An 18,608-nucleotide genomic window follows, 5' to 3' on the forward strand; every position below is an offset into this window, starting at 1 on the left:
CCGTCGACTTTTCCATGGAATCCTCCCGGCACGTGCAGCCCGAAACGGCCACGCGCCGCCACGGTTCCGGGTCACGCGGCAAACCCACCCTTTGCGCGCACGGATCAGACTTAGGTCCTGCGGTAACACGTCGGTTGGTCCCTGCCGGGCAGGACCGAAGCCCCGTCGACGGAACGTTTTCAGCTGCCTTCCGTTCGAGTGAGCCTTGGCGTGAAGAGCGGACCGAGTTCGCAAAGGAGACGATCCATGAGAATGCATTTTTCCACCGCAGTGGCGGGATTTCTGCTGCTGGCAGGCGTCGGAGCCGTTGCGGCGCAAGACGTCGTCATCGAGCCGGAGCAGGAAACGGTCATCAAGGAGTATGTGAAGAAGCAGCCGCTGGCCTCGGTGAAAATCCCTGGGGTGGAGCTCAATATCGGCTCAACGCTTCCCGATACAGTCGAGCTTCATGAAGTCCCCAACGTCAAATACCGCTATGTCGTCGTCGACAACCGCACCGTCGTCGTCGATCCCGGCACGCGCAAGATCGTCAAGATCATCGAGTGACGTGAAAATTCAGGCAGCCGTCACCCCCCCCTCAGAATGAGCGGCGGGTGACGTTTGCGTTAGGCGGCTCCGCGGCGTCGTCGCTCGGCAGGAACCCGCCGTACATGGACGGCCGGGGGGCCTCACAGGCAGTTTCAATGCGAACAATCAGCAGACTTTTCGATTCCCATGACCAGGCGGCGCGTGCCGTCGAAACGCTTCAGGCAGCAGGAATTGCGCGCCACCAGATCAGCGTCATCGGACCCTACGATGATGAAATCGGCGCCGTCTTGCGCGGTCCAGGCAGCGGTGCCGCCCTTGGCGCGGCGGCGGGTTTGTTGGCCGGCCTCGGCGCCTTTGATATCCCAGGCGTCGATCCCGTCGGCGCGGGATGGCTGGCATCTACCCTCGTCGGTGCAGCCTTGGGCTGCATTGCCGGCAGGCTTTTCGACACATTGTCCGATAGCGGCAAGCAGCCAGGCCGGCGGGATGCCGAACAGGGTGTGATCCTGGTGCTGGCGCACGTCGATGAAAGGCAGGCCGACACCGCACAGGCGGTGCTTGGAGCTTCCGTTCAGGCAACGCAGTCTTTGGCCAGAGCGGCCTGAAGATTCAACTCCTGCAAAGCGCTTGACCAGACCGCACAGCGGGGCGATCAAGGCACGCACCCAAAAATCTCTGGCAAGCCGCCGCCAGAAAGTGTTGAACACCGTGCCAATCACATTCGGCGAGCGGTTGCGCTCGGCGAGGCTTGATGATTTGCTGTCGGTTTGCGGAGAACGAATGATGCATGAGCCTGTCGGTCAAGACGAATATGGGTCGACCAGCCCGTTCGATCCGGACGATCTGTCGAGGTTGAACGCAATCGGCCCGAGCGCCGGCGGCAACGATTTCGAAAAATACGCAGTCGCCGTGATCATCGTGTTCGGCGCCCTGATCATCGGCGGCCTGATGGCTGCCGGCTTGAGCTTCGGGCGCCGCAGCACCTTCTTTTTCGCGCTTGGCGGCGCCACTGCAGCATGGATATCCGGCAATGCGCTTCTGCTCGACCGGCCGCGCATCTACGCGCTGTTCGTCGGCATCGCGGCGCTGATGCTGATTGCGTCGACAATCGCGCTGGTCACCTGAAGCAAGGCGCAATCTTCTTGTTGACCATGATCTTATCCGAAAACCGGTTCCCACTTTTTGGGGTTTAATACCCGATAGCCTTGCCGGCTGCGGCGCGGCTGTCGATGGCGCCATTGTAGCGGGCGCCGCCACCCTTCTCGATTTCCGCCAGGCTCTTGCCGCCGACCAGGATGCCGGCCGCCTGGCCCCAGGTCGTGTCGGCAAGATCGAGACGGTAGCCCATGCCGGTAAGCAGCTTTTCGGTATCGGGCGACAGGCCGAAAGGTTCGATATAGACCGTGTCGGGCAACCATTGGTGATGGATGCGCGGTGCGTCGATGGCCTCCTGGATGTTCATGCCGTGGTCGACGACGTTGACGATCGCCTCCAGCGTGATGGTGATGATGCGGGAACCGCCGGGGCTGCCGATGACCATGAACGGCTTGCCGTCTTTGGCGAGGATGGTGGGGCTCATCGACGACAGCGGCGTCTTTTTCGGCGCGATCGCATTCGCCTCGCCCTGGACCAGGCCATAGAGATTGGGCACGCCGGGTTTCTGGGTGAAATCGTCCATCTCGTTGTTGAGCAGGATGCCGGTGCCGGCGGCGACGACGCCGGCGCCGAACGAGCCGTTCAGCGTGTAGGTTACCGCGACGGCATTGCCATCATTGTCGATGATCGAAAAATGCGTCGTCTCGCTGCTCTCGCCAAAGCCCTTCGGCATCAATTCCTGCGAGACGCCGGCCCGGAACGGATCGATCTTTTCGCGAATTTCCCTGGCGTAATTCTTGTCGAGCAGTTTTGCGACCGGATTGTCGACGAAGCCGGGATCGCCGAGCGCCGAATTGCGGTCGACATAGGCGTGGCGCATCGCCTCGACCATGACGTGAACCGTCTCGGCCGAACCGGCGCCGAGATAGGACAGCGGGTAGAACTCAAGCACGTTGAGGATCTCGCAGATGATGACGCCGCCGGAGCTTGGCGGCGGCGAGGAAATGATCTCGTAGCCGCGATAATTGCAGGTCACCGGCTTGAGCTCGCGCACGGCATAATTTTCGAAATCCGCCTTGGCCAGAATGCCGCCCTTCTCGCCGCTCGCCTTGACGATGGCGTCGGCGATCGCACCTTTGTAGAAGGGATCCACGCCGCGTTCCGAAATCGCGGCAAGCGAGGCCGCGAGATCGGCCTGGATAAGGCGCTCGCCGACGGCATAGGGCTTGCCGTCCGGCTTGAGGAAAATGACGGCCGCCGCTGGGTCCCTGGCCAGCCGCTCGGCGCCGCCCAGGAGCGAGGCCACATCGCCCTGCTCCAGCACGAAACCGTCCTTGGCATAGCGGATAGCCGGCGCCAGCAAATCCTGCCGCGTCAGCGTGCCGTATTTCTCCCGCGCCATCTCGAAGCCGGCCACCGAACCGGGCACGCCGACCGCCAGATAGCCGTCGAGACTGGCGCCCTTTACCGGCTTGCCGTCCTTGTCGAGATACATGGTTTTGGTCGCGGCGAGCGGCGCGCGCTCGCGGAAATCGACGAAGGTCGAACGGCCGTCCTTGAAGCGGATGGTCATGAAGCCGCCGCCGCCGATGTTGCCGGCGGTCGGGTAGACGACAGCCAGAGCGTAGCCGACAGCGACCGCTGCATCGACCGCGTTGCCGCCCTTCTTCAGCACCTCGACGCCGACTTCCGACGCCAGATGCTGGGCGGTCACCACCATGCCGTGCTCGCCCTTCGCCGGCTGCGGCGAGGCGGCAAAGGCGAGGAACGGCACGAAGGTCAGGGTGAGGGAAAGGGTGACGGCGATTAGGGTTCGGCGGGTGTTGTGCATGGCCGTTCTCCGAGGCGTGGGTAGGCCTAGGAAACGCGCTTGGAGAGGTTGAGTCTACTGACATTAATGGGAAGATATGGCGAGGCTTGCGCCTTCTATCGACACCATTCATGGCACCCATTCATGGCGGAGAGGAACCCAAGCTGAAATGAAGCCACGATCCAACGCTGACAAGCAATTTTGTTCTTGCTTTGTGCCGGCAGCTATGCTACTAATTTGGGTATGGTGCTATTTGGCTCCAACGACCCGCCTCAGGCGGGTTTTTCATTTTCACCAGCATCAAACAATCCCGCCGCCGACGCTCGCCACCGCCGGCCGTTCCGCTGCAACCTTCGCCCGGTAGCCGGCGGCGCGGTAGGCGGCGACTGGATCGATGGCGCCGCCTGTCTTCAGCCGTGCCGTGGCAAGTATCGGCTCGACATCGGTGCGATAGGCTATCTTCAACGTCTGCGTCGCCATCAGCGCGTCGTTGGTATCCTGGAAGCCTTCGAGCGCCCTGCGGTCGACCAGCAGCGCCTGCGCATAGGCGCGCTGCACTTCTATCGCCGACAGCATCAGGCTTTCGATCGGATCGGTGATGTTGTGGCTCTGGTCGAGCATGTGGGCCGGATCGAAGCCTTCGGCGCCTGAAAGCTCGGCATCGACCAGTTCGTTGAAGACCAGAAAGAGGCGGTAGGGATCGATCGAGCCGGCGTCGAGGTCGTCGTCGCCATATTTCGAATCGTTGAAGTGGAAGCCTCCGAGTTTTTTGAACTGGATCAGCCGCGACACGATCATCTCGATATTGACGTTGGGGGCGTGATGGCCGAGGTCGACCAGGCAGAACGCCTTGTCGCCAAGCTCTTTGGCGATGATGTAGTTGGTGCCCCAATCCTGCACGACGGTCGAATAGAAGGCCGGCTCGTACATCTTGTGCTCGGTGAACAGCTTCCAGTCGTCCGGCAGCCCGGCGTAGATCTCCTTCATCGCGTCGAGATAGCGCTCGAATGCCTTGGCGAAGTTGACCTGGCCGGGGAAGTTCGAGCCGTCGCCGATCCACACCGTCAGCGCTTTCGAGCCCAGCGTCCTGCCGATCTCGATGCATTCGAGGTTGTGCTCGACCGCCTGCCGGCGTGTTGCTGCATCGGCATGCGACAGCGAGCCGAATTTATAGGAAAGCTTCTGGTCGCTGGCGTCGGAGAAGGTGTTCGAGTTGATGGCGTCGAAGCCGAGACCGAAGCGGGATGCCGCCTGCTTCAGCCGGTTCGGATCGGCCTTGTCCCAGGGAATATGCAGCGAGACGGTCGGCGTCGCCTGCGTCAGTTGCCGGATGACGGCACAGTCCTCGATCTTGTCGAAAATGTCGCGCGGCTCGCCAGCGCCTGGAAAACGGGCAAAGCGGGTGCCGCCGGTGCCGACGCCCCAGGACGGAATGGCGACCGCGAATTTCTCGACCTTGTCTCTGACAGCGTCGATGGCGATGCCGCGGCGGTCGAGGCGCTCGCCGAGAGAGTCGTAATCGCGCTTGAGGTCGGCGTTGCGCGCGGCATTATGCTTGTCGACGAGGTCGACGGAGATGATGGTTTCGGACATGGTTCCTCCCAAATGCGTTCGGTTGGCGCTGCCCCTTACCCGCCTGCCGGCACCTTCTCCCCCGGGGAGAAGGGTAAAGTTCCGGCCTCGGCGCCAACCCCTCAAAGACGGTCGCTTATCGCGTAAAACTCTGTGCGTTGCCGGCGTCGACGTTGATGATGTTGCCGGTCGATTTTGCCGACATATCGGAGGCGAAGAAATAGATCGCTTCGGCGATGTCCTCTGGGAATACAGAGCGCTTCAGCATCGAACGCGAGCGGTAATGCTCCTCGAGATCGTCGGTCGACATCTTGTAGGCGGCGGCGCGCTGTTCCTTCCACTCGCCGCTCCAGATCTTCGAGCCGCGCAGCACGGCGTCGGGATTGACGACATTGACCCTGATCTGTGCTTCCGCCCCTTCCAGCGCCAGGCAGCGTGCCAGATGGATCTCGGCGGCCTTGGCCGTGCAATAGGCGGCGGCGTTGGGCGATGCGGCAAGCCCGTTCTTGGAAGCGACGAAGACGATGTTGCCGCCGATGTTTTGCGCCCGGAACAGCCGGAACGCTTCGCGCGAAACCAGGAAATAGCCGGTCGACAGGATGTCCATGTTCTTGTTCCACAGCGCCAGCGTGGTGTCCTCGATCGGCGCCGAGGTTGCCAGGCCGGCATTCGACACGAGGATATCGATGCCGCCGAATTCGACCGCCGTCTCGGCAAAACCGGAGATCACCTGGTCCTCGGACGTGACGTTGATGACGACGGGCCGCACGAAATCCTTGCCATAAGCCTTGGCAAGCTCCTCATTGGCGCTGGCAAGGGCTGCTTCGTCGATGTCGGCCAGCACGACGCACGCGCCTTCGCGCAGCAGCCGGTTGGCGGTGGCCCGGCCGATGCCGCCGGCGCCGCCGGTGACCAGCGCGATCTGGCCGGCAAGGGCCTTTGGTTTCGGCAGGCGCTGCAGCTTTGCCTCTTCGAGCAGCCAGTATTCGATGTCGAAGGCTTCCTGGTCGGGCAGGCCGACATAGGCCGACACCGTCGAGGCGCCGCGAATGACGTTGATGGCGTTGACGTAGAATTCGCCTGAAATGCGCGCCGTCGCCTTGTCGCCGGCGAAGGTGAACATGCCGACGCCGGGCACCAGATAGACCACGGCGTTGGGATCGCGCGCCGGCGGCGAATCCGGGTGCTTGCAGCGGTCATAATAAGCCTGATAGCCGACGCGATACTCCGCCACGTCATCGGCAAGACGGGCAATGATGGCATCGACGTCGGGATTTTGAGGGTCGAACTCGATGACCAGCGGCCGGATCTTGGTGCGCAGGAAATGGTCCGGGCAGGACGTGCCGAGTGCCGCCAGCGGCCGCAAATCCCTGGAATTGACGAATTCGAGCACGGCAGGCGAATCATCGAAATGGCCGAGCTTGTGGCTGTTCTCGGAGATCAGGCCGCGGATCCTCGGCATCAGTTTTGCGGCCACGGCGCGACGCGCCGGCGCATCGAGGGATTTGACGACTTCGCCGCCGAAGATCGGCTTGCCCTGGCTCTTGCGCTCGAACCAGTCGATTGCCTGATTGATAACCGAGATCGTGGTCTCGTAGCATTCCTTCGGCGTGTCGCCCCAGCTGAACAGACCATGGCTGGCCAGCACGACGCCCTTGGCGTCGGGGTTCTCGAGGCAGAATTTCTCCAGCCACAGGCCGAGTTCGAAGCCCGGACGTTTCCATGGCAGCCAGCCGATCGTGTCGCCGAAGATCTCCTTGGTCAGCGCCTGCGAATCCTTGGCGGCGGCAATGGCGATGATGGCGTCGGGATGCATATGATCGACATAAGGCTTCGGCACGAAGGCATGCAGCGGCGTGTCGATCGAGGCCGCGCGCGGGTTGAGATTGAAGGTGCAGTGAGGCAGATAGCCGACCATCTCGTCTTCATGTTCGAGGCCGCGATAGAGACCCTTCAGCGCCCGCAGTTTATCCATGTACAGTGTGGCGAAGCCGTCGAGCTTGATCGAGGCGCTGTCGCCGCCCGAGCCCTTGACCCACAGCACTTCCACGCTTTCGCCGGTGAGCGGATCGTTTTGCCAGATCTTGGAGGAGGTGTTGCCGCCGCCATAATTGGTGACGCGCTTGTCGGAGCCAAGGACGTTCGAGCGATAGACCAGACGTTCCGGTTCGCTCATTGCTTGCGCTTTTGCGTTATCCCAAAGATTGGCGAGGCGCGTGCCGGAGCGCTTGTCGAGCATAGGTATCCTCCCTTTGGGACACGCAAACGGCGCCGGTCCCTTTTGTACGAATTTCTACGCAAGCGGCTGTCTTGTCAATCACAAACGATCAATATCAGTCATATTGCATTGCACAATGAAATTATCTGATCGGAAATGATTGACACTGCGCGCTTTGGGTGCCTAGATGCTCAAGCAGGGAGGAACCATGCACGAGAAAGAGCGCCACAGGATCATTTTGTCCGCCGTCCAGGAAAAACCTGTGGTGACGGTGCAGGAGATGGTCGACCTGACGGAGTCGTCCGAGGCGACGATTCGGCGCGACATCGCGGCATTGCACGTGCAAAAACGCCTGCGCCGGGTGCGCGGCGGTGCAGAGGCGCTTTCGCCGCCGCAGTTCATCGGCCTTGCCGGCCGGCCCTTTTCCGTCAACGAGACCATCAACGCTGCGCAGAAACGGGCAATCGCGCGGGAAGCCGTGGAACTCTGCAAGGATGGCGAGCCGATCATCATCAATGGCGGCACCACCACCTTCCAGATGGTGCATTTCCTGACCGGCCGGCGCATGCCGATCTTCACCAATTCCTTTCCGATCGCCGAGCACCTGCTCAGACATTCCAAGAACACGGTAATGCTGTCGGGCGGCACCATCTACCGCGAGCAGAACATCATCCTGTCGCCCTTCGACAATGACGTGACGCGCAATTTTTACGCGCGCCGCATGTTCATGGGCGCGCAGGGACTGGGACCGCTCGGTCTGATGGAAGGCGACCCGCTGCTGATCCAGGCCGAGCAGAAGCTGATCGACCAGGCAGACGAGTTGGTGGTGCTGGTCGATTCCTCGAAGTTCCGCAGACGCTCGAGCCTGATCCTGTGCGGCCTGTCGCGCATCGCCACGGTGATCACCGACGACGGCATCGAGGATCGCGAAGCCAAGATGCTGGAGACCGCCGGCGTGACGCTGATCATCGCCCGCACAACGGCAAGCAATAAAGAAGAATCTTCGCTGCAGGCCTGAGAAAACTCACGCCCGCAGCGGCGATGGAATGCAACGCTCAAGGGAGGATATTCGATGAGCTTCTTTAGGAAATTGATGGTTACGGCGGCGTTCTCCGCCGCCATGTTCGTGAATGCCGCCTATGCTGAGAACGTCAAAATCGCGCTGGTGGTGAAGTCGCTCGGCAACGGCTTCTTCGACGCCGCCAACAAAGGCGCCGAAGAGGCGGCCAAGGAACTAGGCGATGTCGACATCATCTACACCGGCCCGACCAAGGCGACCGCCGAAGCGCAGATCGAAGTGGTCAATTCGCTTATCGCACAGAAGGTCAACGCCATCGCCATTTCGGCGAACGACGCCGACGCGCTGGTGCCGGTGCTCAAGAAGGCGATGGAGCGCGGCATCACCGTCATCTCGTGGGATTCGGGCGTCGCGCCGGAAGGACGCCAGCTTCACCTCAACCCCTCCGACACCAACCTGATCGGCGAGACCATCATCAAGCTTGCCGCCGACTACCTGCCTGAAGGCGGCGACCTCGCCATCCTGTCGGCTTCGTCGACCGCGACCAACCAGAATGCCTGGATCGACGCGGCCAAGAAGGTGCTGCCGGAGAAGTTCCCCAAGATCAAGCTCGTCGCCACCGTCTATGGCGACGACGACTCGGCCAAGAGCACGGATGAAGCCAAGGGTCTTTTGAAGTCCTATCCGAACCTCAAGGCGATCATCGCACCGACCACGGTCGGCGTCGTTGCCGCCGCGCAGGTGGTGACCGATGAAGGCCTGATCGGCAAGGTCAACGTCACCGGCCTGGCGCTGCCGTCGGAGTTCAAGAAGTTCATCGACAATGGCGCCAGCCAGGCGGTTGCGTTGTGGAACCCGATCGATCTCGGCTACTCCGCCGTCTACCTCGCCCACGACCTGGCGGTGAAGAAGGAAGAAGCCAAGCCCGGTGCTACGCTGTCGATCGGCCGCGTCGGCAAGGTCACGCTCGACGACACCAATTCGGCTGCCATGGCTCCGCCCTTCCAGTTCGACAAGTCGAACATCGAAAAGTTCTCCAAGATCTATTGATCCTGGAGCCTTCGAAACGGTGCGGCGGGGCTCAGGTCCCGCCGCGCTTTCAAACGAACCTTGTTTCAGGGCTTGATACGATTATGGACACGACAGCCCAACACGAAATGGCAAAGGAAGCGCCTTTGTCTTCCGGACCGCGCCTGACGCTGTCCGGCATCTCGAAAAGCTTTCCCGGCGTGCGCGCGCTGCACGACGTCCGCCTGTCGCTCTATCCCGGCCAGGTGACCGCGCTGATCGGCGAAAACGGCGCCGGCAAGTCGACGCTGGTCAAAATAATGACCGGCATCTACCAACCGGATGCTGGCACCATCAGCATCGACGGCCAGCCGGTCACACTGCCCAGCGCGCACGCCGCGTTCGGGCACGGCATCACCGCCATCCACCAGGAAACAGTGCTGTTCGACGATCTGACGGTGGCCGAAAACATCTTCCTCGGCCATGCGCCGCGCACGCGTTTCAAAACCATCGACTGGCGCACCATGCGCAAGAATGCCCGCGAGGTGCTCGACACGATGGGCGCCGGCCATATCGAAGCCGACGCCAGGCTGAAGGATCTCGGCATCGCCAACAAGCACCTCGTGGCGGTTGCCCGCGCCATGTCGATCGACGCCCGGATCGTCATCATGGACGAGCCGACGGCAGCGCTTTCGATGAAGGAGATCGAAGAGCTTTTCCTGCTGATCGAATTCCTCAAGAGCGACGGCAAGGCGATCCTGTTCATCAGCCACAAATTCGATGAGATCTACCGCATCGCCGACCGCTATACCGTGTTCCGCGACGGCGAGATGGTCGGCGAAGGGCTGATCAAGGACGCCGGCCAGAGCCAGATCGTGCGCATGATGGTCGGCCGCTCGGTCGATCACATCTTTCCGCAGCGCAAGGCCGAGATCGGCGCGCCGGTGCTGGCCGTCTCCGGCCTGTCGCACCCGACCGAGTTCGACGACATAGGCTTCGAGCTGCACAGGGGCGAAATCCTTGGCTTCTACGGCCTTGTCGGCGCCGGGCGCAGCGAGGTGATGCAGGCGATATCGGGCATCACCCGCACCAGCCGCGGCACGATCACGCTGGAAGGCAAGGCGATCGCGCCGAAATCGGCGGCGGATTCGATCGATGCCGGCATCGTCTATGTGCCGGAGGAACGCGGCAAACAAGGTGTGGTGATCGGCCTGCCGATCTTCCAGAACGTTTCGCTGCCTTCGCTCAAACGGACATCCAAATCCGGCATATTGCGGCTGGCCGAAGAGTTCGCGCTGGCCCGCTCCTACACCGAGCGGCTCGATCTGCGCGCCTCTTCTCTCAGCCAGGACGTCGGCACGCTGTCGGGCGGCAACCAGCAGAAGATCGTCATCGCCAAATGGCTGGCGACCGCGCCCAGGGTGATCATCCTGGACGAGCCGACGAAGGGCATCGACATCGGCTCCAAGGCGGCCGTGCACGGCTTCATGGCCGAGCTCGTCGCGCAAGGCCTGTCGGTGATCATGGTGTCGTCCGAACTGCCGGAAATCCTCGGCATGTCCGACCGCGTCGTTGTCATGCGCGAGGGCCGTATTGCCGCGGTCTACGACAATAAGGGGCTCGACGCCGAAACCTTGGTCAGGACGGCAGCGGGGATCGCGTCATGAAGGCTTTTCTCAGATATCGCGAGGTCTTGCTGCTGGCGGCAATCGTCGTGCTGATCGGGCTGATCTCAACGCGGTTTCCAGGTTTTGCCGATCCGGCCAATCTGCGCCAGGTGTTCAACGACACGTCGATCCTGATGATCCTGGCGCTCGGCCAGATGGTCGTCATCCTGACCCGCTCGATCGACCTGTCGATGGCTTCCAACCTCTGCTTCACCGGCATGGTGGTGGCGATGCTGAACGCCGCGCATCCGGCGATCCCGATCCCGCTGCTGATCGTCATCGCACTGCTGGTCGGCCTGGTGCTCGGCGCCATCAACGGCCTGCTGGTATGGCGGTTGAACATTCCCTCGATCGTGGTAACGCTCGGCACCCTCACCATCTACCGCGGCGCTACCTTCGTCATATCAGGCGGCGCCTGGGTCAACGCCGACCAGATGAGCGCTGAGTTCATCGGCCTGCAGCGCGCGGCTTTCCTCGGCATTCCGGTTCTGTCCTGGATCGCCATATTGGTCATTGCATTGTTTTTCCTGGTGATGACGCGCACCGCGCTCGGCCGCTCGATCTATGCCATCGGCGTCAACCCGACCGCATCGGTCTATGCCGGCATCGATGTCGGCCGGACGAAATTCATCGTCTTCTGCATCTCGGGGATGATCGGCGGCCTCTGTGGCTATCTGTGGATCTCGCGCTACGTCATCGCCTCGGTCGAGGTCGCGAATGGTTATGAGCTCAATATCATCGCCGCCTGCGTCATCGGCGGCATTTCGATTGCCGGCGGCATCGGTTCGGTCGGCGGCGCGGTGCTCGGCGCGCTGTTCCTCGGCATCATCTCGAACGCGCTGCCGGTGATCAACATTTCACCCTTCTGGCAGATGGCGATTTCAGGCAGCGCCATCATCCTGGCCGTGGTGCTCAACGCACGCGGCGAACGCCGGCAAGGCCGCATCATTCTCAAAAAGGCGGAAGCGGCATGATGGACGCCTCGCTTCATTTCTCTGGGACGATTGGAATGTTGCCGTCCGCAACAGTCCCGTTTTCAAAGTGGACGCTGCCCCTCACCCTTGCCCTCTCCCCGTGCAGATACAAGGGGCAGCGCCAAGTTTCGGATGGTGTTGTCACATGACCGATATCGCCAACGCCCCTGCCGCACGCCACATTCCGGATCGGCTCGACAACCCTTTCACCGCGGCGGTCTTCTCCTGGGAGGCGCTGCTCGTCGCGGTGGCGGTCGCCATCTTTGCCGTCAACAGTTTTGCCTCGCCCTATTTCCTCGACGCTTGGTCGCTCTCGGACCTGACCTTCAACTTCACGGAAAAGGCGCTGATCGCGCTGGCCATGGCGCTGCTGATCATCTCCGGCGAAATCGACCTGTCGGTCGCCGCCATCATTGCGCTGGCGTCAACGATGATGGGCATGGCAGTGCAGGCCGGCGCCGGCACTCCGGCGCTGGTGGCAATCGGCCTCGTCGTCGGGCTCGGCTGCGGCGCCTTCAACGGCGTGCTCGTCACCAGGCTCGGCTTGCCGTCGATCGTCGTCACCATCGGCACGATGAGCCTGTTTCGCGGCATTGCCTTCATCATCCTGGGCGACCAGGCCTACAAGGGCTATCCCGCGAACTTCGCCTTCTTCGGCCAGGGCTATGTCTGGTGGGTGGTGTCGTTCGAACTGACGCTTTTCCTGATCGCGGCAGTCGTCTACTGGTTCCTTCTGCACCGCACGAGCTTCGGCCGCCGGGTCTTTGCCATCGGCAACAACCCGGTCGCGGCGCAGTTTTCCGGCGTCCGTGTCGGCCGCATCAAATTCATCCTGTTTTGCCTGACCGGCCTGATGGCGGGCATCGCCTCGGTGCTGATCACATCGCGGCTCGGCTCGACCCGGCCGTCCATCGCGCAGGGCTACGAGCTGGAAGTCATCACCATGGTGGTGCTCGGCGGCGTCAGCATCCTAGGCGGCGCCGGCAGCATTCTGGGTGTGGTGCTGGCGGCGTTCATCATGGGACTGGTGACCTTCGGCCTCGGCCTGCTCAACGTGCCGGGGATCGTCATGTCGATCTTCATCGGCCTGCTGCTGATCATCGTCATCGCACTGCCGATCCTGTGGCGGCGCGTACGGCGGGAGCGCTTTGCCTGATGCCCGAAAAATATGCGTTCAAGATGAAGCTCAATCCGGGCATGAAGGCCGAATACAAGAGGCGCCACGACGACATCTGGCCGTCACTCGTAGCGTTGCTGAAACAGGCCGGTATCTCCGATTATTCGATCCATCTCGACGAGGAGACCAACACCCTGTTCGGCGTGCTGTGGCGACGCGATGACCACGGGATGGACGAATTGCCGAAGCATCCGGTGATGCAGCGTTGGTGGGCCGAGATGGCGGACATCATGGAGACCAGGCCGAACAACGAGCCGGTGGCGGTGCCGCTGGAAACAATGTTCCATATGGAATGACCAGCAACGTCGCCGTCATCGATATCGGCAAGACCAACGCCAAGGTGGCGCTGGTCGATCTCGCCACATCGAGCGAAGTGGCCCTGCGCACGGTGGCGAACGAGCCGGTTCGGCAAGGCCAGTACCCCCACCATGACGTCGAGCGGTTATGGGCGTTTATCCTCGGCAGCCTGGCCGAGATCGATCGCGAGCAGCGCATCGATGCGATATCGATCACCACCCATGGCGCAACGGGCGTGCTGGTCGACGCATCAGGCGAACTGGCGCTGCCGGTGCTCGACTACGAATTCGACGGGCCGGATGCCCTTGCCAGGGACTATGACACGATCCGTCCCGCGTTCTCCGAGACCGGCACGCCGCGCCTGCCGGCCGGCCTCAATCTCGGTGCGCAGCTGTTTTGGCAGCAGAAGCGCTTTCCGGCGGATTTCGCCAAAACCGCCGCGATGCTGATGTACCCGCAATACTGGGCCTTGCGCCTGACCGGCGTCGCCGCCAGCGAAGTGACGTCGCTCGGCTGCCACACTGATCTATGGAACCCGTGGAAAGCGGATTTTTCCTCGCTGGTCGACCGGCTGCAATGGCGACGGCTAATGGCGCCGGTGCGGCAGGCCAAGGACCGCCTGGGCCCGATCCTGCCCGCTCTGGCGCGGCAAACCGGCCTCGACCCGCAAACGCCGGTGTTTTGCGGCCTGCACGATTCCAACGCCTCGCTGCTGCCGCATCTCCTATCCAGCAAGCCGCCTTTCTCCGTCGTCTCGACCGGCACCTGGGTGGTGTCGATGGCGGTCGGCGGCAGCAAGGTCACGCTCGATCCGGCACGCGACACGCTGGTCAATGTCAACGCACTCGGCGATCCCGTGCCGTCGGCGCGCTTCATGGGCGGCCGCGAGTTTTCCGTGCTGACCGAGGGCCAATCGGAGAACTGGACGGAAGACGATGTTGCTACCGTGCTGGCGCGCAAGACGTCCCTATTGCCTTCCACGCAACAAGGTTCGGGGCCGTTTCCGCATCGTACCGCATCATGGTTTAACGCGGACGGTATGAGCGCCGGCCAGCGCTTTGTCGCCATCTCGTTCTACCTGGCGCTGATGACCGCGACCTGCCTCGATCTGATCGGCGCGGACGGTCCCACCGTAGTCGAAGGACCCTTCGCCCGCAACCGGCTGTTCACCCGCATGCTGGCTGCGGCGACTGCGCGCGCCGCCATTGCCTCCGAGGCTGCGACAGGCACCAGCATCGGCGCCGCGCTGCTGGCGTCGGACCGGGGGACACCGCAAGGCAGAGGCGAAAGGACCGAACCCTCGGCCGATCCGGTCTGGACAAGTTACGTGCGCTCCTGGCGTTCGGCGTTCGACGAACGAGCCTGACCGCCGAGCTCATGGCGTCCTGATGTTCGGAGATGCCTAGCCCACGTAGAGCAATCCTTGTGGATCGATCTCCGGCTTGCGGCCGGCAACGAGGTCGGCGAGGAACTTTCCCGAACCGCAGGCCATGGTCCAGCCGAGATGGCCGTGGCCGGTGTCGAGGTAGAGATTGTCGTACCGCGCCCGGCCGATGACCGGCACGGAGTTCGGCATCATCGGGCGAAGTCCAGCCCAGAGCTCGGCCTTGCTCTCGTCGAAAGCCCCGGGGAACAGGTCTTTGCCGGTGTTCAGGATCGAGTTGAAATCGCGTGGCTTGAACGTGCGGTCGAAACCGGTGAACTCCGCCGTCGAGGACATCCGCAGCCGGTTTCCCAGCCTGGAATAGCCGATTAGCCGGTCCTCGTCGGCGCCGCCCATGATCGGCCCCTTGCTTTCATCTTCCAGCGGAACAGTCACGGTATAGCCCTTCACCGGATAGACGGGCAGATCGATGCCGTAGCGGCGGCCGAGCAGACCGCTCTCCGGCCCCATCGAGATGACCACCGCATCGCCGGCCACCGGGCCGGCCGAGGTCATCACCGCGAGCACGCGGCCGCCGTCGATGTCGAGGCCTTCGACCGTCGTGCCGTAGAGGAACTGGACGCCGAGTTTTTCGGCGGCATAGGCAGCGAGGCGCTGCGTGAATTGGCTGGAGTCGCCGGTCTGGTCCATCGGCGAATAGACGCCGCCGGCTATCTTGTCCTTGGCGGCGGCAAGGCCGGGCTCGAGCTCGACCAGCCGGTCGCGGCCGACGATCTCGATCGGCAGGCCGTGTTCGCCGAGATAGCGGTAATTGTCGGTGCCGGTATCAAAGCTCTGCTGCGAGCGGAAGAAATACAGAATGCCCTTCTTGCGCTCGTCATAGCGGATGCCGGTCTCGGCGCAGACGGCGTTGATGCAGTCGCGCGAATAAAGCGCCAGACGCAGCTTGACATCGGTGTTGGCGCGCATGCGCTTATGCGTGCACTGGCGCAGGAAGCGCAGGCTCCAGGCGAAAAAATACGGATCGAAGCGCAGCCGCACCTTGATGCCGAGATCGTGGTTGTAGAGGCCGCGCAGGAACGTCTTCAGCGCGGCTGGCGAGGCCCAGGCGATGGCGTCTCCGGGCGACACCAGGCCGGCATTCGACCGGCTGGTGCCGCGTGCTGCCGCCGGATGGCGCTCGATCACCGTCACCTCATGGCCGTCGCTGGCCAGATAATAGGCCGCCGCCGTACCGACGACGCCGGCCCCAAGTACCAGGATTTTCATTCCGCCCCCAGCGCGCCGAACCAACCTTTGCGGAGAGCCCGCTTCACCCCAGAGCCGAATTCTTGCTGGTCAGGATGCGCTCCCAGGCAAGCGCATCGGCAACGATCTGGTCGAGGTTGTCGCGCTGCGGGGTCCAGCCGAGCTCACCGCGCGCCAGCTCCGAATTGGCGACGACCGCGGCGGCGTCGCCGGCGCGGCGATCGCCCATCCGTACGTCGAAATCATGGCCGAAGACGCGGCGGACGCTGTCGATGACCTCGAGCACCGAATAGCCATGGCTGTAGCCGCAATTGGCGACCAGGCTCGATCCGCCGGCACGCAGCCGCTGAAGCGCCAGCCGATGCGCCGCCGCCAGGTCGCTGACGTGGATATAGTCGCGCATGCAGGTGCCGTCCGGCGTCGGATAGTCGCTGCCGAACACCTGCATGAAGGAGCGCTTGCCGAGCGCCGTCTCGCAGGCGACCTTGATCAGATGCGTGGCACCGGGCGTCGACTGGCCGGTGCGGCCCTTCGGATCGGCGCCGGCGACGTTGAAATAGCGCAGCGCCGTATAGCGCAACCCGTGGGCAATCGCCGCATCGCGCAGCATCCATTCGCTCATCAGCTTGGACAGGCCATAGGGCGATTCCGGCGCAAGCCGGGCATCCTCGCGTACCGGTTCCAGGCCGGCGCCGCCATAGACGGCGGCGGTCGAGGAAAAGATGAAATTGGGCACGCCTTCGCGCACCGCGGTCTCGATCAAGGTGCGCGTCTTGCAGGTGTTGTTCTCGTAATAGGCAAGCGGGTCGGCGACCGATTCGGGGACCACGATCGAGCCGGCGAAATGGATGATCGCGTCGACCTTATTGTCGCGGATGATCGAGGCAACCAGTTCCCTGTCGGCGACATCGCCGACAACGAGCTTTGCTTCCGGAGCCACTGCCCATTCAAAGCCGGTGGAAAGCCGGTCGAGGACGACGACGCTGTCACCCGTGTCCAGCAATTCCCAGACCATATGGCTACCGATATAGCCGGCCCCGCCTGTCACCAAAACCGTCATCCGCATCCTCGCTATTCATGATTTGTCGGAACTGTCTCAATCGTCGCCTTACTGGAAAACCTGCCGCCGAGCCATTAGAACCTGCGGTAACCGGTCTCATCGGCGCGTGGCATTGTCCTGAAACAAGATTGATCCACATCAAGGGAATAGGCCACGTTCCGTGGTCGTTAGGAACAGGCTCGGGGCGTGGCATTTTGACCAAAAAGGCCAAGTGGACGATGAATGGGCCAATGACTATGATCGCGCGCAAAATTGGGAAGGCGACATGAACTACCAGCGGTTTTTCGAGGAAGCGATCGACCAGCTCCATGCAGAGCGTCGCTACCGCGTCTTCGCCGACCTTGAGCGTATCGTCGGGAAATTCCCGCGCGCCATCTGGCGCGCCAATGGCCGCGCCGAGGAAATCACCGTCTGGTGCTCCAACGATTATCTCGGCATGGGCCAGCATCCCGACGTCATTGCCGCGTTCCAGAAGGCGGCAGGCAAGATGGGGTCGGGCGCCGGCGGCACCCGCAACATCTCCGGCACCAGCAACCCGCTGGTCGAGCTCGAACTGGAGCTTGCCGACCTGCACGACAAGGAAGCGGCACTGGTTTTCACCTCCGGCTTCGTTTCAAACGAGGCGTCGATCTCGACCATTGCAAAGCTGCTTCCCAATTGCTTGATCATCTCGGACGAACTCAACCACGCTTCGATGATCGAGGGCGTGCGGCGCTCGGGCGCCGAGAAGAAGATCTTCCGCCATAATGACGTGGCACATCTCGAAACCCTGCTGCAGACGGCCGGCCGCGAGCGCGCCAAGCTGATCGTCTTCGAGAGCGTCTATTCGATGGACGGCGACATCGCGCCGATCAAGCAGATCGTCGAACTCGCCGAGCGTTACAACGCCATGACCTACATCGACGAGGTCCACGCCGTCGGCATGTACGGGCCGCGCGGCGGCGGCATCACCGAGCGCGAAGGGCTGGCCGACCGCATCGACATCATCGAGGGCACGCTGGCCAAGGCGTTCGGCACGCTTGGCGGCTACATCGCCGGCAACACTGCGGTGATCGACGCGGTGCGCTCCTATGCGCCGGGCTTCATCTTCACCACGGCGTTGCCGCCAGCGATCGCTGCAGCGGCAACCACCTCGATCCGCCATCTCAAGCGTTCGCAGGCCGAGCGCGACGCACAGCTGCGTCAGGCGACACGGACCAAGCAAGTGCTGGCCGCAGCCGGCCTGCCGGTGATGGAATCGCCTACCCACATCGTGCCGCTTCTGGTCGGCGATCCCGAGCTCTGCAAGATGGCCAGCGACCGCCTGCTCGGTGTGCACGGCATCTATATCCAGCCGATCAACTACCCGACAGTGCCGCGCGGCACCGAGCGGCTGCGCATCACGCCTACACCGTTCCATTCGGACGCGCTGATTGCCTCCCTGCAGGACGCGCTGGTCGAGACATGGGACGCGTTGGGGATTCCCTACGGTTCGGCCGGCCGGCCTTCAGTAGCCAAGAGCGACCGCGTCATTCCGTTGCTGGTGCCGAAGTCGGGCGGGTGAAGCCCGTTT

At 62.7% G+C, this 18,608-nt stretch carries 16 protein-coding genes; 10 read left to right on the top strand and 6 right to left on the bottom strand.

Going from position 1 to position 18,608, the window contains the following annotated elements:
- The first annotated feature begins 246 nt into the window (after positions 1-246).
- Positions 247-546: a DUF1236 domain-containing protein gene (locus NKJ12_RS08790; protein WP_352506214.1), complete on the top strand. Its 300-nt coding sequence runs from the start codon at positions 247-249 to the stop codon at positions 544-546.
- Between the two features lie 134 nt (positions 547-680).
- On the opposite strand, the gene NKJ12_RS08795 is transcribed toward NKJ12_RS08790, so the two are convergent.
- On the bottom strand, positions 681-1,184 hold the full coding sequence (locus NKJ12_RS08795; protein WP_352702238.1) for a hypothetical protein: 504 nt from the start codon (positions 1,182-1,184) through the stop codon (positions 681-683).
- Positions 1,185-1,308: 124 nt separating this feature from the next.
- Here NKJ12_RS08795 and NKJ12_RS08800 point away from each other — a divergent pair, with 124 nt between their 5' ends.
- Complete coding sequence (locus tag NKJ12_RS08800) at positions 1,309-1,653, top strand: hypothetical protein (protein ID WP_352702240.1); 345 nt, start codon at positions 1,309-1,311, stop codon at positions 1,651-1,653.
- A gap of 64 nt (positions 1,654-1,717) precedes the next feature.
- Here the strand turns inward: NKJ12_RS08800 and ggt are convergent, their stop codons facing one another.
- The 3 genes from ggt to NKJ12_RS08815 all read right to left on the bottom strand — a co-directional run bounded on the left by ggt (position 1,718) and on the right by NKJ12_RS08815 (position 7,244).
- On the bottom strand, positions 1,718-3,454 hold the full coding sequence (ggt, locus tag NKJ12_RS08805; RefSeq protein ID WP_352702242.1) for a gamma-glutamyltransferase: 1,737 nt from the start codon (positions 3,452-3,454) through the stop codon (positions 1,718-1,720).
- Positions 3,455-3,733: 279 nt separating this feature from the next.
- Positions 3,734-5,026 (bottom strand): L-rhamnose catabolism isomerase, encoded by a 1,293-nt coding sequence (gene rhaI / locus NKJ12_RS08810; protein WP_352506211.1) that lies wholly within the window; start codon positions 5,024-5,026, stop codon positions 3,734-3,736.
- Positions 5,027-5,141: 115 nt separating this feature from the next.
- Entirely contained in the window at positions 5,142-7,244 is a 2,103-nt protein-coding gene (locus NKJ12_RS08815; protein ID WP_352702245.1) for a bifunctional rhamnulose-1-phosphate aldolase/short-chain dehydrogenase, read from the bottom strand.
- Between the two features lie 187 nt (positions 7,245-7,431).
- Here NKJ12_RS08815 and NKJ12_RS08820 point away from each other — a divergent pair, with 187 nt between their 5' ends.
- The 7 genes from NKJ12_RS08820 to NKJ12_RS08850 all read left to right on the top strand — a co-directional run bounded on the left by NKJ12_RS08820 (position 7,432) and on the right by NKJ12_RS08850 (position 14,730).
- Complete coding sequence (locus NKJ12_RS08820) at positions 7,432-8,241, top strand: DeoR/GlpR family DNA-binding transcription regulator (protein ID WP_352702247.1); 810 nt, start codon at positions 7,432-7,434, stop codon at positions 8,239-8,241.
- Between the two features lie 54 nt (positions 8,242-8,295).
- Positions 8,296-9,291 carry a rhamnose ABC transporter substrate-binding protein gene (rhaS, locus tag NKJ12_RS08825; protein WP_352702249.1) on the top strand — a complete coding sequence of 332 codons (996 nt, stop codon included), beginning with the start codon at positions 8,296-8,298 and terminating at the stop codon, positions 9,289-9,291.
- Between the two features lie 83 nt (positions 9,292-9,374).
- Entirely contained in the window at positions 9,375-10,916 is a 1,542-nt protein-coding gene (locus tag NKJ12_RS08830; protein WP_352702251.1) for a sugar ABC transporter ATP-binding protein, read from the top strand.
- Positions 10,913-11,890, top strand: coding sequence for an ABC transporter permease (locus NKJ12_RS08835; protein ID WP_352702254.1), 978 nt, complete (start codon positions 10,913-10,915; stop codon positions 11,888-11,890). Before NKJ12_RS08830 ends, NKJ12_RS08835 begins: the two co-directional genes overlap by 4 nt.
- 145 nt (positions 11,891-12,035) lie before the next feature.
- Positions 12,036-13,046 carry an ABC transporter permease gene (locus NKJ12_RS08840; protein ID WP_352702256.1) on the top strand — a complete coding sequence of 337 codons (1,011 nt, stop codon included), beginning with the start codon at positions 12,036-12,038 and terminating at the stop codon, positions 13,044-13,046.
- A complete protein-coding gene (gene rhaM, locus NKJ12_RS08845) occupies positions 13,046-13,363 on the top strand; it encodes an L-rhamnose mutarotase (RefSeq protein ID WP_352702258.1) in 318 nt (105 codons plus the stop codon). Before NKJ12_RS08840 ends, rhaM begins: the two co-directional genes overlap by 1 nt.
- A complete protein-coding gene (locus tag NKJ12_RS08850; protein ID WP_352686732.1) occupies positions 13,360-14,730 on the top strand; it encodes an FGGY-family carbohydrate kinase in 1,371 nt (456 codons plus the stop codon). Before rhaM ends, NKJ12_RS08850 begins: the two co-directional genes overlap by 4 nt.
- 36 nt (positions 14,731-14,766) lie before the next feature.
- On the opposite strand, the gene NKJ12_RS08855 is transcribed toward NKJ12_RS08850, so the two are convergent.
- The gene (locus tag NKJ12_RS08855; protein WP_352702260.1) at positions 14,767-16,017 is read right to left on the bottom strand and encodes a D-amino acid dehydrogenase; all 1,251 of its coding nucleotides are present in this window, start codon (positions 16,015-16,017) and stop codon (positions 14,767-14,769) included.
- A 43-nt stretch (positions 16,018-16,060) separates the two neighbouring features.
- Positions 16,061-17,056: a UDP-glucose 4-epimerase GalE gene (galE, locus tag NKJ12_RS08860; protein ID WP_352702262.1), complete on the bottom strand. Its 996-nt coding sequence runs from the start codon at positions 17,054-17,056 to the stop codon at positions 16,061-16,063.
- 265 nt (positions 17,057-17,321) lie between these two features.
- On the opposite strand from galE, the gene hemA reads away from it, so the two are divergent.
- Positions 17,322-18,599, top strand: coding sequence for a 5-aminolevulinate synthase (gene hemA, locus NKJ12_RS08865; protein ID WP_352506202.1), 1,278 nt, complete (start codon positions 17,322-17,324; stop codon positions 18,597-18,599).
- Positions 18,600-18,608 lie beyond the last annotated feature (9 nt).

Origin of the sequence: Mesorhizobium sp. M0195 (assembly GCF_040322115.1) — a bacterium.
GTDB lineage: Bacteria > Pseudomonadota > Alphaproteobacteria > Rhizobiales > Rhizobiaceae > Mesorhizobium.

Bases quoted from the DNA above. Each gene is read 5' to 3' on its own strand.
- NKJ12_RS08815 (WP_352702245.1), bottom strand. From the start codon at position 7,244: ATGCTCGACAAGCGCTCCGGCACGCGCCTCGCCAATCTTTGGGATAAC.
- NKJ12_RS08835 (WP_352702254.1), top strand. From the start codon at position 10,913: ATGAAGGCTTTTCTCAGATATCGCGAGGTCTTGCTGCTGGCGGCAATC.
- NKJ12_RS08800 (WP_352702240.1), top strand. From the start codon at position 1,309: ATGATGCATGAGCCTGTCGGTCAAGACGAATATGGGTCGACCAGCCCG.
- NKJ12_RS08830 (WP_352702251.1), top strand. From the start codon at position 9,375: ATGGACACGACAGCCCAACACGAAATGGCAAAGGAAGCGCCTTTGTCT.
- NKJ12_RS08840 (WP_352702256.1), top strand. From the start codon at position 12,036: ATGACCGATATCGCCAACGCCCCTGCCGCACGCCACATTCCGGATCGG.
- NKJ12_RS08855 (WP_352702260.1), bottom strand. From the start codon at position 16,017: ATGAAAATCCTGGTACTTGGGGCCGGCGTCGTCGGTACGGCGGCGGCC.
- galE (WP_352702262.1), bottom strand. From the start codon at position 17,056: ATGACGGTTTTGGTGACAGGCGGGGCCGGCTATATCGGTAGCCATATG.
- ggt (WP_352702242.1), bottom strand. From the start codon at position 3,454: ATGCACAACACCCGCCGAACCCTAATCGCCGTCACCCTTTCCCTCACC.
- NKJ12_RS08850 (WP_352686732.1), top strand. From the start codon at position 13,360: ATGACCAGCAACGTCGCCGTCATCGATATCGGCAAGACCAACGCCAAG.
- rhaM (WP_352702258.1), top strand. From the start codon at position 13,046: ATGCCCGAAAAATATGCGTTCAAGATGAAGCTCAATCCGGGCATGAAG.
- rhaS (WP_352702249.1), top strand. From the start codon at position 8,296: ATGAGCTTCTTTAGGAAATTGATGGTTACGGCGGCGTTCTCCGCCGCC.
- rhaI (WP_352506211.1), bottom strand. From the start codon at position 5,026: ATGTCCGAAACCATCATCTCCGTCGACCTCGTCGACAAGCATAATGCC.
- hemA (WP_352506202.1), top strand. From the start codon at position 17,322: ATGAACTACCAGCGGTTTTTCGAGGAAGCGATCGACCAGCTCCATGCA.
- NKJ12_RS08820 (WP_352702247.1), top strand. From the start codon at position 7,432: ATGCACGAGAAAGAGCGCCACAGGATCATTTTGTCCGCCGTCCAGGAA.
- NKJ12_RS08790 (WP_352506214.1), top strand. From the start codon at position 247: ATGAGAATGCATTTTTCCACCGCAGTGGCGGGATTTCTGCTGCTGGCA.